This is a genomic window from Bradyrhizobium sp. 215_C5_N1_1 (assembly GCF_052075935.1).
Taxonomy (GTDB): Bacteria; Pseudomonadota; Alphaproteobacteria; order Rhizobiales; family Xanthobacteraceae; genus Bradyrhizobium; species Bradyrhizobium barranii.
This window is the reverse complement of record NZ_CP197228.1, coordinates 6,151,285-6,165,022: the sequence shown is the minus strand read 5'-3', so window position 1 is coordinate 6,165,022 and position 13,738 is coordinate 6,151,285. Positions and strand designations below refer to the sequence as shown.

Genomic DNA, 13,738 nt, shown 5'->3' with positions numbered 1-13,738 from the left:
CCGGCGCGCGCGTCCTCTAATGCTGCGTCCAGCTCGTTGAGGAAACGCCATGCCGTCGGAACTTCGCTCGCCCCGTCTCGCCGTCCTGATTGATGCCGACAACGCCTCTGCGAAGATCGCGGATGGGCTGTTCGAGGAGATTGCCAAGATCGGCGAGGCCAGCGTCCGCCGCATCTATGGCGACTTCTCCAATGCACGGTCCAGGGGCTGGGCCGACATTCTGTCGAAGCACGCCATCATCCCGCAGCAGCAATTCGCCTATACGACGGGAAAGAATGCCTCCGACATAACCCTGGTGATCGACGCCATGGACCTGCTTCACAGCGGCCGGTTCGACGGCTTCTGCCTGGTCTCCTCCGACAGCGACTTTACCCGTCTGGCCGCCCGCATCCGCGAGCAGGGCGTCGACGTGTTCGGGTTCGGCGAGCAGAAGACGCCGGAGAGCTTCAGGCAGGCCTGCCGAAGGTTCGTCTACACCGAGAACCTGGTCTCCGTCCCGGCGACCACCCAGGATGCCGCCTCAAGATCGACGTCGCTTCAGCCGCCCGATGCCGCCACGCCCATCATCAAGAAGGTCATCACCCAGATGGAGAGCGAGGACGGCTGGGTCGCGCTCGGCGAAGTCGGCCGGCAGCTCGCCAATCTGGCCTCCGATTTCGATCCGAGAACGTTCGGGTTCCGCAAGCTGAGTGACCTCGTACGCAAGACGAATTCGTTCGAGATCGATGAGCCAAAGGGCCGGTCGATGCGAATTCGGGTCAAGCCCGCTGCTGCAGCACCGCCGAGAAGGCGGAACCCGCGCAGGCCCGCAAGGGCGGGGGCGACGGGCAGTTCGGCGCCTAAGGCGTAAGCAGGGCCTGCCGTTATATTTGCGCTTGCCCGCTATAGCGCAGGGCGTAACCATCGCCGGGCCGTAACGCCACGCGAGGGTCCCGATGACCAGACTTAGCCGCTTCGCCGTCGCACCGCTGCATTCGATGACCCGGCGTCTGGCCGATGTCGCCTCCGCGCGCGTCGCACCGGATCTCGTGGTCACGGGTGCCCGGGTGCTTTCGACCTATTCGGAACGTATCCATCCCGGTCGGGAGGTCTGGATCACCGGTGGCCGCGTCGCAGCGGTGAAACCGGCCGGGGCGGCGAAGAAGGTCTGGGGCGGGGTGCCGCTTTACGACGCCGCCGGCGGCATCATCGCGCCGGGGCTGGTCGATCCGCACATCCACATCGAATCCTCCATGGTGACGGCCTGCGCCTATGCCGAGGCTGCGCTCCTCAACGGCACCACCACGATCTTCTGCGACAGCCACGAGATCGGCAACGTCATGGATGTCGCCGGTGTCGAGGCGATGCTGGAGGACGCGCGCGAGGCGCCGCTCTCGATCTTTTTGACGGTGCCGAGCACGGTGCCGGCCACGTCGGCGGAACTGGAGACCGCGGGCGGCGACCTCACGCCAGACAAGATCGCCGGCCTGTTCGACCGCTGGCCCGAAGCGGTCGCGCTCGGCGAGAAGATGGATTTCGTGCCTGTCACGATGGGCGACGAGCGCAGCCATGCCATTCTTGCCGCTGCCTTGAAGCGGGGGCGGCCGGTGTCCGGACACGTTTACGGCCGTGAATTCGTCGCGGCCTATGCGGCGTCCGGTGTCACCGACACCCATGAGGCGATCGATCGCGATATCGCCGACGATCTGCTCGACGCCGGCGTCTGGGTGTTCCTGCGCGGCGGTCCGCCGACCACGCCCTGGCATTCGCTGCCGCAGGCGATCCGCACCATCACCGAACTCGGGGCGTCGCACAAACGTACGGCCGTGTGCACCGACGACCGTGATGCCGACGATCTTCTGCTGTTCGGTCTCGACTGGGTGGTGCGCGAGGCCGTAAAGGCCGGCATGTCGCCCGAACAGGCCTGGTCGATGGGCTCGCTGCATGGCGCCATACGCTTCGGCATGGAGGGCGATATCGGCGGGCTCGGCGGCGGCCGCCGCGCCGATCTCGTGCTGATGGACGATCAGCTCAAGCCGCAATGCACCTGGTATGGCGGCGAGCTGGTGGTCGAGCATGGCAAGATTACGCCGCGGCTCGATCAGGCGCTGTCGCAGCGCTATCAATATCCGAAGGCGGCCTATGCGACGGTGAAGCTGCCGGAGAAGGTCAAGCTGACGCCGGAATTGCCGGCGAAGGCGTGTACCGTCAACGCTATCAAGACCGCGTTGCCGGGCATTACGCTGATTCATGAGAAGGTCGCGATCGAGCCGGCCAAGGATTGGCCGTCGCTGTTTGAGCGCTACGGCCTGTGCTTCGTCACGGTGGTCGAGCGCCACGGCAAGTCGGCCGGCAATGTGGCTTACGGCCTGCTGAAGGATTTCGGCCTGAAGCGCGGGGCGGTCGCCTCCAGCGTCGGGCACGACAGCCACAACATCATCGTCGCCGGCACCAACGAGGGCGACATGCAGGCGGCGATATCGGCCATCAAGGCGGAGCAGGGCGGCGTTTGCGTCGTCGCCGACGGCAAGGTGAGGGCGCTGGTTCCGCTGCCGATCGCAGGCCTGCTCTCCGACAAACGGGTCACCGAGGTCGCCGAAGCGGTCAAGGTACTGAAGAAGGAATGGGCCGAAGCCGGCTGCACCATCCCCTACATGGGCTTCAATTTGATTCCGCTGTCGGTCATTCCGGAAATTCGTATCACCGACAAGGGCCTCGTGCTGGTGCCGCAGATGGAGCTCGCGCCACTGTTCGAGTGAGCGGCTTTCACGCCGATGTCGATCTAACCGCTTGAGACCGCCGCGGTTTTTCCACGGCTGCCGCATCGTGGAAAATAAAATCGATCTCGTTGAGATCGCATCTTGCACGCCCGATGATCGCGCTCGCTGACGCAACTCAAGCGAGGTCCGATATGGCGAAGATGCGAGCCGTCGATGCTGCCGTGCGAATTCTGGAGAAGGAAGGCATCTCGACTGCCTTCGGCGTTCCCGGGGCCGCGATCAATCCGCTGTACTCGGCGCTGAAGAAGCGCGGGTCGATCCGCCACATTCTCGCGCGCCATGTCGAGGGCGCCTCGCATATGGCCGAGGGCTATACGCGGGCGAAGGCCGGCAATATCGGCGTCTGCATCGGCACGTCGGGGCCGGCCGGCACCGACATGATCACCGGGCTCTATTCGGCGATCGCCGATTCCATTCCGATCCTCTGCATCACCGGGCAGGCGCCGCGCGCACGGCTCTACAAGGAAGATTTTCAGGCCGTCGACATCGAGTCGATCGCAAAGCCCGTCACCAAATGGGCTGTGACCGTGCGCGAGCCGGCGCTGGTGCCGCGTGTGTTCAGCCAGGCCTTTCACATCATGCGCTCGGGCCGGCCGGGTCCGGTGCTGATCGACATGCCGCTCGACGTGCAGCTCGCCGAGATCGAGTTCGACGACGAGACCTATGAGCCGCTGTCAGTCTACAAGCCCACCGCGACGCGCAAGCAGGTCGAGAAGGCGCTGGAGATGCTCAACGCCGCCGAGCGGCCGCTGATCGTCGCCGGTGGCGGTATCATCAACGCCGACGCCTCGGACCTGCTGGTGGAATTCGCCGAGATCGCCAACGTGCCGGTCGTGCCGACGCTGATGGCGTGGGGTGCGATCCCCGACGACCACGTGCTGATGGCCGGCATGGTCGGCCTGCAGACCAGCCACCGCTATGGCAATGTGACCATGCTGGAATCCGACTTCGTGCTCGGCATCGGCAACCGCTGGGCCAACCGTCACACCGGCTCGGTCGAGACCTACACCAAGGGTCGCACCTTCGTGCATGTCGACATCGAGCCGACCCAGATCGGGCGCGTGTTCAATCCGGATCTCGGCATCGTCTCGGACGCCAAGGCCGCGCTCGAGCTCTTCGTCACCGTCGCCAGGGAGTGGCGCCGGTCAGGCAGGCTCCGCGAGCGCCAGGCGTGGGCCGCGGCCTGCCGCGATCGCAAGAAGACGATGCTGCGCAAGAGCCATTTCGACAACGTCCCGATCAAGCCGCAGCGCGTCTATGAGGAGATGAACAAGGCCTTCGGCCGCGACACCACCTATGTCACCGTGATCGGCTTGTCGCAGATCGCCGGCGCGCAGTTCCTGGGCGTCTACAAGCCGCGCAACTGGATCAATGCCGGGCAAGCCGGCCCGCTCGGCTGGACGCTGCCTGCCGCGCTCGGAGTGCGTGCGGCATGCCCGGATCGCGAGATCGTCGCGCTGTCCGGCGATTACGACTTCCAGTTCCTGATCGAGGAGCTCGCGGTCGGCGCGCAGTTCAATCTGCCCTACATCCACGTCGTCGTGAACAATTCCTATCTCGGCCTGATCCGCCAGGCCCAGCGCGGCTTCGACATGGATTACCACGTCCAGCTCTCCTTCGAGAACGTCAACGCACCGGAGCTCGGTGGCTACGGCGTCGACCATGTCGCGGTCGCCGAAGGCCTGGGCTGCAAGGCGATCCGCGTCACCGATCCCAAGGATACGCAGGCGGCGTTTGCGACCGCGCGTGAATTGATGGCGAAGCACCGCGTGCCCGTCGTGGTCGAGTTCATTCTCGAACGCGTCACCAACATCGCGATGGGCACGGAGATCGACAACATCGTCGAGTTCGAGGAGGTGCTGGATCTGCCGCTCGACGAGGTCTCGACCGCGCGGCCCGGCGTGCTTCAGCCGGCGGAATAGGGGGAACAGCATCATGCCGAAATTTGCCGCCAACCTCACCATGCTCTTCAACGAGATGCCGTTCATCGACCGTTTCGCCGCGGCGAAAGCGGCGGGCTTCTCCGGGGTCGAGTATCTCTTCCCGTATGATTTCGACAAGGCGTTGCTGCGCGAGCAGCTCGAAGCTCACGGGCTGACGCAGGTGCTGCACAATCTTCCAGCGGGCAACTGGGCGGCGGGCGAGCGCGGCATCGCGATCCTGCCCGATCGCGTCAGTGAATTTCGCGACGGCGTGTTCCGTGCCATCGACTATGCCAAGGCGCTCGATTGCGAGCAGCTCAATTGCCTCGTCGGCATCGCGCCTGCCGATGCCGACCCGCGCGAGCTCAACGAAACGCTGGTCGGCAATCTTCGCTTTGCCGCCTCGACGCTGGCGCGCGAGAACATCAAGCTCCTGGTCGAGCCGATCAACACGCTCGACATTCCCGGCTTCTACCTCAACGGCACCGAGCAGGCGGTTCAGCTGATCTCCGAGGTGCGGTCGAACAATCTGTTCATCCAGTACGACATCTACCACATGCAGATCATGGAGGGCGATCTCGCCCGGACCATGCAGGAATATCTCCCGCAGATCGCCCATATCCAGCTCGCCGACAATCCCGGTCGCCATGAGCCCGGCACCGGTGAGATCAACTACCCCTTCCTGTTCCGCCACCTCGACGCGATCGGCTATCGCGGCTGGATCGGCTGCGAATACAAGCCGCGCACCACGACGCTGGAAGGCCTGTCCTGGCACGCCGCGCAGACATTTGAGACCTGAGGAAACGTAGACATGATCGATATCGGCTTCATCGGACTTGGCACGATGGGACGGCCGATGGCCGGCCACCTTCTGGCCGCAGGCCATCGCGTGCTCCTACATGACGTCGCGCCGGTCGCGCCTGAGCTGATTTCCGCGGGTGGCATCGCCTGCAAGTCAGCCAAGGAGGTCGCGGAGGAGGCGGATGCCGTCATCATCATGGTGCCTGATACCCCGCATGTGGAGGCGGTGCTGTTCGGTAAGGACGGCGTTGCTAACGGGATCTCCAAGGGCAAGATCGTCGTCGACATGAGCTCGATCTCGCCGCTGGCGACCAAAGAATTCGCGAAGAAGATCGAGGCGCTAGGCGCGGACTATCTCGACGCGCCGGTGTCGGGCGGCGAGGTCGGGGCCAAGGCCGCGACCCTCACCATCATGGTCGGCGGGCCGGAGCGGGCCTTTGGCACCATGAAGCCGATCTTCGACAAGATGGGCAAGAACGTCACGCATGTCGGCGCCAATGGCGATGGTCAGACGACGAAGGTGGCCAACCAGATCATCGTCGCACTGACGATCGAGGCGGTGAGCGAAGCGCTGCTGTTCGCATCCAAGGCGGGGGCCAATCCCGCTCTCGTGCGCAAGGCGCTGATGGGCGGTTTTGCATCGTCGCGGATTCTCGAAGTGCATGGCGAGCGCATGGTGAAGCGCAATTTCGAGCCGGGCTTCCGCATCGAGCTGCACCAGAAGGACCTCAACCTCGCGCTCGAAGGTGCGCGCGCGCTCGGCCTGTCGTTGCCGAGCACGGCATTGGCGCAGCAATTGTTCTCGTCCTGCGCCGCGCATGGCGGCAAGGCCTGGGATCATTCCGCGATGGTGCGGGCACTGGAACTGATGGCGGGACACGAGATCGCCGCAGCGTAAGTGTTACGCGGTAACACTCTCCAGATCTGGTCTGTCTTTCGTCGTGCGGGAACCGGAACAATGGTCCGCCCCCGCGGTTGAAGGCGCAGAACAATCACTGGAGAGTGTGGACATGAAGACCCGTCTTGCGATTTCGCTGGCTGCCGTGTCGCTGCTGGCGTCGAGTGCAGCCTTTGCCCAGTCGACGACCGAACAGGGCGCCAGGGACGGCGCACGTGCGGGTGGCGACATCGGCGGACCGATCGGCGCGATGGTCGGCGGCACCGTCGGTGCGGCCGTCGGCGCGGGCCTCGAAATTCCGAATGCCGTGCTCGGCGGAATCCCGCGCGACGATTCCGTCGTGATCCACGAGCGCGTCGTCGTCGGCGAGCCGCTGCCCCCGACCGTGGTGCTGCGCCCCGTGCCGAACTATACCGAGTATCGCTACGCGGTCGTGAACGATCGCCGCGTCATCGTCGAACCGCGCACGCGCCGCGTCGTCAAGATCATCGACTGATCGGTCAGAGCGTGAAGGCTTTGAAGAGCCGGGCCCCGCGGAGCGTCACTCCGCGGGGCCCTAGTTCGTCAGGGCCGAATTGGCGCGGAGGCGTGCCATGATCCAATCGGCGACGGCGGCGAGCGCAAAGCCGATACAGGCGGTGCCGGCATCGACCAGAAAATCGTCCAGCCGTGCATGCCGTCCCGGTGCCCAGAACTGCATCAGCTCGAGCACGCCGATCAGGACCACCGCGATGGCGGCGATGGCCCAGCGGCGATTCCGGTAGGCGAGGCCGAAGGCCAGTCCCACCAGGATGAAGGCGAGGGCGTGCTCACCGTCCTGGCCGAGGTCGGAATGGGGCCGCAGGCCGGGCGGGCCGAGGGTTGCGAAAGTGACGGCGGCCGCGAGCAGCCAGGCAAAAAAGCGAATAAAAATGGGCATCCGGTGCCGATAGCACGGATTTGCAACGGCCTGTTGCGGGGCAGGGATCAGATCGCCGTGTAGTTAATGACGAAACGTTAAAGTGGCTCGCGTACGCCGAGGCCGTGCATGAAGCGTTCCCGGATCTGGACGGGATCCCTGCGGGTGGTACCCACGCCCGGCTTGTCGTCGATGCGGACCGCGATCAGGCTCGGCTCGGAGGCGGACATGGCCTCGTCGACCAGCCGCTCGAAATCCTCCTCGTCCGCGGCCCAGGCGCTGTTGGCAAGTCCCGAGCCTGTGGCTATGGCGACGATGTCGGCGACGCCAGCGGCCGGCGTCGGCTGCGCACCGGTGATCTGGTAGATGCCGTTGTCCATCACGATCATGATGAGGTTCTTCGGCTTCAACGCCGCAATCGTCGAGAGCGCGCCGAGCTGCATCAGCAGCGAGCCGTCGCCTTCGAGCGCGAAGACGCGGCGATCGGGCTGGGCCAGCGCGACGCCCAATGCGATCGGGAAAGCCAGCCCCATGCTGCCGAGCATGTAGAAGTTCTGCGGGCGATGGCCGGCGGCCCAGAGATCGAAATTGGTGTTGCCGATGCCGCCGACCACGGCTTCCTCGTGCTTGAGCTTTCCGATCAGGCGCGAGGTAACGTCGAAGCGGTTCATGACCTTGGTATTGCGCGTGTTCATCGCCGACCTCACTTGTCGAACGTCTTGCCGCCGGTGAGCAGCGGGTTGAGGATTAACGCCACCGGCGCTTGCGTGGTGACGGCCTGCTTGATCGAGCGGTCGGCGATGAATTCGAGTTCGTCGAGCCGGGTGATGGTGTGGTGCTCCAGCGCGAGCGAATCCAGCACCGGGCGCATGGTCCGGCAGACCAGCGATTGCCCGTAATTGAACTCGCCAAGCGTGCCGCGCTCGGAGACGAACATGATCAGCGGGATCTGGTAGGGCACCGCGAGCGAGGCCAGCACGTTGGCGAGCGTGGCGAAGCCGGAGGTCTGCATCAGCACCGCGCCGCGACGTCCGCCCATCCAGGCGCCGGAGACGATGCCGACGGCCTCCTCCTCGCGGGCGGTGGCAAAGGTGGTGAAGAAGGGGTCGGCGTGCAGGTTCTTGATCAGCGGCGTCAGCACGCGGTCGGGCACGTAAGGGATCAGGCTGATCTCGTTCCGCTTCAGGGTCTGCAGGACGATGCCGTGCCAGCTCCTGTCGCCGGCGCCTTGTGCCGCCTGGGGCGAGGTCTGCTGTTCCGCAAGCGCCATTGCGTTCTCCCTTGAGCCGCGCATGCTTCTTGGTTCTGGTCGTCGCGGCGGTCTGCCGAACTTGACGCAGGCAGCGGGATTGTCAACATGTCCGGGCCAGCACCGTGATCTGCGCCAGACGGCCTGTCGTGGCCGGCACCGCCATGTCATAAGCGGCGATAATGCAAAAACGGGAGGAACGCATGGACGGAGCGCGGGGTGCGCTGGCCTTGCGGGTCTCCTTGAGAGAGCCGGAAGGGTCCTGATGTCCGTCAACAGCAAGCGTGTCTTCTACGTCAAATACCTGGCCAATCCGATCTATATCGACATCCTGAAGGCGCGGTCCGACGTCCGGCTCGATCGCATCGAGAACGAGAGCCCGGAAGATTTCTATGCCCCGATCCTGAACGCGGCGCATGTTTACCAGATCGGAGCCGCCCGCGACGAACTTGCCCCGCATTTCCATGTCGATGCCGCCTTCCTGAAGCGCACGCCGAACCTGTTGCTGGTCTCCAGCAATGGCGCGGGCTTCGATCCCGTCGATGTCGAGGCCTGCACCGATGCGGGCGTGCTGGTCGTCAACCAGTCCGGTGGCAACGCGCATTCCGTCGCCGAGCATGCGCTGGCGATGATGCTGACGCTGTCCAAGCGCATCATCCAGTCCGACCGCAAGCTCCGCAGGGAGGCCAACGTCAACCGCAACGAGCTCGTCGGCAACGAGGTCGAGCACAAGACCGTGGGCATCATCGGCCTCGGCAATGTCGGCCGCCGCATTGCCGCGCTGTGCAAGGGCCTGCTCGGCATGACGGTGCTGGCCTATGACCCGTATTTGTCGGCCGAGGTGATGGCCGAGCGGGGCGGGGAGAAGGTCGAGCTCGACGAGCTGCTGCGCCGCGCCGATTTCGTCTCGATCTCCTGTCCGCTCGACAAGAAAAGCCGCAACATGATCAGCACGCGCGAATTCGTGCTGATGCAGCCGCACGCCTATTTCATCACCACGGCGCGCGGCTTCATCCACGACGAGGATGCGCTGCTCCAGGCGCTCCGCGACAAGCGCATTGCCGGTGCCGGCCTCGACGTCTGGTCGAAGGAGCCGCCGCCGCCCGAGCATCCGCTGCTCCAGTTCGACAACGTGCTGGCGAGCCCGCACACCGCAGGCGTGACGATCGAGGCGCGCCAGAACATGGGCCGCATCGCCGCCGAGCAGGTGCTGGACACGCTCGACGGCAAACGCCCGCCGCGCATCATCAATCCCGAGGTCTGGCCGCGCTACGCCGAGCGCTTCAAGCAGGCGTTCGGCGTGACGCCGGGGTAGGGGCGTGCGAAGCCTGATCGCGCTCCGATCGTTGGTTACGCGGATGAAAACAGAAAGCGGCGGATTTTACTGATGGCGTGAATGAACGCGTATCACTTGTCCTGTAGTTGAAGTCCATGAGCATATTTTCGATTGCGACATCCGGACTTTCCGCGGCGAGTTTGCGCGTGAACGTGGCCGCGAGCAACATCGCCAATGTCCGCACGACCGGCCCGCTACCCGCCTCAAGCGGATCGAGCACATCGGCCGGTGCGGGCAGCTCGAGCATTGGCCCGACATTTCCAGCGGCCTATGTGCCGTTGCGCATCGATCAGGTCTCCCAATCGAGCGGCTCGACGCCAGGCGGTACGGTCGCGACCGTGTCGACGGTTTCGCCGAGCTATACCGCACAATCCGACCCCGGCGCTGCCTTCGCAAACGAGGACGGCCTTGTCGCCGCGCCGAACGTCGATCTCGCCAGCGAGTTCGTTCAAATGGCGGCCGCCAAGTACAGCTTCATTGCCAATGCGAAGGTCATTCAAGCCTACGCCGAGACAGAACAGACCCTCCTCGATATCAAGACGTGATCGCTGACGGATTGTATCGACGCCTGCGTTGGCGGCGGGAACCGTCACCGATCTTGATCCGCGTCAAAATCTCCTTTCCCGGTTCAGGCTAAATGGGATTAAAGTGCCGCCGGGGCACGCTGGCGCAGGCAGGAGGTCCCATGTCAACTTATGTCGTCAGGTTCATGAAGGACGTGCTCGGCCAGTACGGCCGGCAGATCGAGGTTTGCCAGGGCACGCTCGAAATCGACGCCACCGACGAGGACGAAGCCAGGGAGCGGGCGAAGGCGAGGTTTTGCAAGGACCAGGCGTTGCATCACTGGTCGCTGCATGCCGACCGGATCCAGGTCAAGCCGGCTGACTTTCCCTCGTAAGGTTTAACGGCCCGGTGCCGTTAGCGTCGGCGGCGCGGTGATGCCCGCGCCGAGCGATCGCTGCACCATGACCGTGTCCGACCAGCGGCCGTGGCGATAGGCGACGCCGCAGAGCACGCCGGCGCGCGCGAAGCCGAACTTTTCGTGCAGCGCCAGCGAGGGCGCGTTGTCGGCATCGATATAGCCGATCATCTGGCGGAAGCCGGCCGCCGCGCACGCATCGATCATTCCCTGGAGCAGCAGCCGTCCGACGCCGCGACCGAGATGCTCGTGGTGGACGTAGATCGAGTGCTTGGCCGTGTAGCGGTAGGCCGGGCGCTTGCGGAACAGCACCGCATAGGCATAGCCGACCACCTCGCCGCGATAGGTCGCGACCAGATGCGGCAGGCGGGTCTGCTTCAGGTTCTTGCGGCGGTCGCGCAGATCGTCCGGTTCGGGCGCGCCGGTTCCCTCGACGTCGAGCGGCACGCCATTGCGGACGTGATGGCGGTAGATCGCCAGCATCGCCTCGACATCGCTCTCCCGTGAGGGGCGGACCAGAACCGGTTCGTCATCTGTACGCGCAATCGCTGTTTCGTTCATCGGCACCTACTCGGCAACGACGTAAGTATAGAGGCCGATGCGGCCCTGTGCATCGATCTCCTTGTAGACGCCCTGGATTTCCACATCGAACCCCGGGAACGTGTTGAAGCAGGTTTCGAACATTTTGAGATAATCCACCATGGGCTTGGCCCGCTCCGTCAGCCGCTCGCCGGGGACGATGGTGGCGATGCCGGGCGGGTAGACCACGAACGGCGTGGTGGCGATGCGGCCCGCGATCGCCTCGATCGGCAAATAGTCGACGTCGTTCTTGAACAGATAGCGCGCGGCATCGCGCGGCGACATCGCGATCTCGGGCATGTGCTCGGGCATGAACTGCCGGGCCTGGAGGGCGCTGACATCGGCGGCGCGGAAGAAGCGGTGCATGTCGCCGCAGAGATCGCGCAGCCGCACGCCGGCATAGCGCGCCTGCCGCCGCTGGTAGAATTCAGGGATGACGTCGGCCAGCAACGCGTTGTCGTCATGCAGCCTTTTGAATGCGACAAGCCCGGAGATCAGCGTGCCGGCCTTGCTCGCCTCGACGCCGGGAGTGAGCAGGAAGAGCAGGGAGTTGAGGTCGTTCTTCTCAGGGACGATGCGGTTTTCGCGCAGATACTGCGCGACCACGGGCGCGGGAATGCCGTGCTCGGCATAGGCGCCGGTGGTGCGATCGAAGCCGGGCGTCAGCAGCGTCAGCTTGTTCGGGTCGGTCATGGCAAAGCCCTCCGCGAGATCGGGAAAGCCGTGCCAGTTGGTATCTGGCGAGAGCTGCCACAGCGCCGGATTGGTGGCGAGCTCGTCGGTGGAGAGGGTCTCCCAGGCGACGTTGTGCGCGGCGCCGGGGCGGCTGACGTCGGGAATGGCGACGCGATCGGGCACGAAGGGCTCGAAGAACCAGCGGCGATCCGGATTTTGCTCCTTCTCCTCGAACTCCCGGCGCATGGCGCGGATCTTCTTGCGCAGCTCGATGCCGAGCCGGATCGTGTCGTCCCACAGCACCTCGCCCGAGCGGCCCTTCATCATCTGCGCGCCGACGTCGAGGGAGGCGAACAGCGGGTAGAACGGCGAGGTCGAGGCGTGCTGCATGAAGCTCTCGTTGAAGCGGCGGTGTTCGACGCGCCGCTTCTGGCCGCGGATATGGCGGTCCTTGATGTGGATCTGGGAGGCCTGTGAGAAGCTCGCGAGCTGCTTGTGGGTAGACTGCGTCGCGATGATGCCGGGTGCTTCGGGGGGAAGGTTCGCCAGCCCCATGGCGAAGCGGCCGGCATAGAGCGGGTGGAATTTCATGAAGCCGGCCCAGGCCTCGTCGAACAGGATGTATTCGCAGAGATGGCCGATGCGCTTCAGGATCATCTCGGCGCTGTGGATCGAGCCGTCATAGGTGCACTGCTCGACGACGGCGACGCGGAACGGCCGCGCCTTGCGCCAGGCGTCCTTGTCCGTCACCAGCGGATGGTTCCGGATCGCCTCGCGCAGGGCCTTTTCGTCGAGCATGTCCCAGCGCATCGGGCCGATCAGGCCCCAGGCATTGCGGATGGTCGGGACGTAGACCGGGACGCCGCCATTGATCATCAGCGCGCCGTGATGGGCGGCCTTGTGGTTGTTGCGGTCGAACAGCACGAGGTCGCCGTCGGTGACGAGGGCGCCGAGCGCGACCTTGTTCGAGGTCGAGGTGCCGTTGAGCACGAAATAGGTCTTCTCCGCGCCGAAAATCTGGGCAGCTTCCTTCTGCGCCCTCAGCGCGGGACCCTCGTGGGTGAGGAGGTCGCCGAGGTCGAGCACGGAATTGTCGAGGTCGTCGCGGAACACGGATTCGCCGAGATGCTCGACGAAGACCCGGCCGATCGGGCTGCGGTTGTAGAACACGCCGCCATTGTGACCCGGACAGGTCCAGAGCTGGTTGCCTTCCTCGGCATAATCGACCAGTGCGCCGAAGAACGGCGTCTTCAGCGTCTCGGCATATTGCTTGAGCCGGCTGATCAAATTCTTGGCGATGAAGGTCGGCGTCTCCTCGGACAGGAAGACATAGCCGTCGATGAAGTCGAGCACCTCGACCGGCAAATCCTCGAAGCGCTTGCGCCGGATCAGGAGGATGATCGGGAAGTCGAGGCCGCGGCGCCGCATCAGGTTGATCAGCGCCGAGGTCTTCCCCTCGAGGCCCTTCTTGCCCCAGTCCACCACCATGCAGCCGATCGCGGCGTCGGTCTGCACCGCGATCTCCGCGTCCTCCAACCTGCGGGCCCTCACGACCTCGAAGCCGGAGCGCTGGATCTCCTCGATAATCTGGTTGAAGCGGATGCCTTCCAGATCGTCGGCGTCGAACACAGGTGCGGCGAACAGGAAGTTGAAGCGCTTGAAATAATCCATGGTGTGTCCCGAATCTACAGAGACTGGCAGG

Annotated in this window: 14 protein-coding genes; 9 read left to right on the top strand and 5 right to left on the bottom strand. The window is 64.7% G+C overall.

Translation table 11 applies throughout. The features are described from left to right. Positions 1-49: 49 nt before the first annotated feature. From AB7G19_RS29650 to AB7G19_RS29625, 6 genes are all read left to right on the top strand, one after another. Positions 50-850, top strand: coding sequence for an NYN domain-containing protein (locus AB7G19_RS29650; protein WP_038931674.1), 801 nt, complete (start codon positions 50-52; stop codon positions 848-850). An 85-nt stretch (positions 851-935) separates the two neighbouring features. Beyond that, on the top strand, positions 936-2,738 hold the full coding sequence (locus AB7G19_RS29645; RefSeq protein WP_085400636.1) for an adenine deaminase C-terminal domain-containing protein: 1,803 nt from the start codon (positions 936-938) through the stop codon (positions 2,736-2,738). A gap of 152 nt (positions 2,739-2,890) precedes the next feature. Further along, complete coding sequence (gene gcl / locus AB7G19_RS29640) at positions 2,891-4,681, top strand: glyoxylate carboligase (protein WP_085400638.1); 1,791 nt, start codon at positions 2,891-2,893, stop codon at positions 4,679-4,681. Between the two features lie 13 nt (positions 4,682-4,694). Next, positions 4,695-5,480, top strand: coding sequence for a hydroxypyruvate isomerase (gene hyi, locus AB7G19_RS29635; RefSeq protein WP_085400639.1), 786 nt, complete (start codon positions 4,695-4,697; stop codon positions 5,478-5,480). Positions 5,481-5,492: 12 nt separating this feature from the next. Further along, the gene (locus AB7G19_RS29630) at positions 5,493-6,380 is read left to right on the top strand and encodes a 2-hydroxy-3-oxopropionate reductase (RefSeq protein WP_085400641.1); all 888 of its coding nucleotides are present in this window, start codon (positions 5,493-5,495) and stop codon (positions 6,378-6,380) included. A gap of 112 nt (positions 6,381-6,492) precedes the next feature. Beyond that, positions 6,493-6,876: a DUF1236 domain-containing protein gene (locus tag AB7G19_RS29625; protein WP_014496647.1), complete on the top strand. Its 384-nt coding sequence runs from the start codon at positions 6,493-6,495 to the stop codon at positions 6,874-6,876. 60 nt (positions 6,877-6,936) lie between these two features. Here the strand turns inward: AB7G19_RS29625 and AB7G19_RS29620 are convergent, their stop codons facing one another. The 3 genes from AB7G19_RS29620 to AB7G19_RS29610 form a co-directional block, all read right to left on the bottom strand. Beyond that, positions 6,937-7,299: a VanZ family protein gene (locus tag AB7G19_RS29620; RefSeq protein WP_085400642.1), complete on the bottom strand. Its 363-nt coding sequence runs from the start codon at positions 7,297-7,299 to the stop codon at positions 6,937-6,939. 77 nt (positions 7,300-7,376) lie between these two features. Then, on the bottom strand, positions 7,377-7,973 hold the full coding sequence (locus AB7G19_RS29615; protein WP_085400644.1) for a thiamine pyrophosphate-dependent enzyme: 597 nt from the start codon (positions 7,971-7,973) through the stop codon (positions 7,377-7,379). Between the two features lie 8 nt (positions 7,974-7,981). Then, the gene (locus tag AB7G19_RS29610; protein ID WP_085400646.1) at positions 7,982-8,548 is read right to left on the bottom strand and encodes a thiamine pyrophosphate-binding protein; all 567 of its coding nucleotides are present in this window, start codon (positions 8,546-8,548) and stop codon (positions 7,982-7,984) included. Between the two features lie 244 nt (positions 8,549-8,792). Here AB7G19_RS29610 and AB7G19_RS29605 point away from each other — a divergent pair, with 244 nt between their 5' ends. From AB7G19_RS29605 to AB7G19_RS29595, 3 genes are all read left to right on the top strand, one after another. Then, positions 8,793-9,842 carry a hydroxyacid dehydrogenase gene (locus AB7G19_RS29605; RefSeq protein ID WP_441268659.1) on the top strand — a complete coding sequence of 350 codons (1,050 nt, stop codon included), beginning with the start codon at positions 8,793-8,795 and terminating at the stop codon, positions 9,840-9,842. Between the two features lie 116 nt (positions 9,843-9,958). Then, positions 9,959-10,408, top strand: coding sequence for a flagellar basal body rod protein FlgC (locus AB7G19_RS29600; protein WP_135215001.1), 450 nt, complete (start codon positions 9,959-9,961; stop codon positions 10,406-10,408). 140 nt (positions 10,409-10,548) lie between these two features. After that, on the top strand, positions 10,549-10,761 hold the full coding sequence (locus AB7G19_RS29595) for a hypothetical protein (RefSeq protein ID WP_028150282.1): 213 nt from the start codon (positions 10,549-10,551) through the stop codon (positions 10,759-10,761). A 3-nt stretch (positions 10,762-10,764) separates the two neighbouring features. Here the strand turns inward: AB7G19_RS29595 and AB7G19_RS29590 are convergent, their stop codons facing one another. Continuing rightward, complete coding sequence (locus AB7G19_RS29590) at positions 10,765-11,343, bottom strand: N-acetyltransferase family protein (protein ID WP_441268658.1); 579 nt, start codon at positions 11,341-11,343, stop codon at positions 10,765-10,767. A 6-nt stretch (positions 11,344-11,349) separates the two neighbouring features. Next, the gene (locus tag AB7G19_RS29585) at positions 11,350-13,707 is read right to left on the bottom strand and encodes an Orn/Lys/Arg decarboxylase N-terminal domain-containing protein (protein WP_085400649.1); all 2,358 of its coding nucleotides are present in this window, start codon (positions 13,705-13,707) and stop codon (positions 11,350-11,352) included. Positions 13,708-13,738 lie beyond the last annotated feature (31 nt).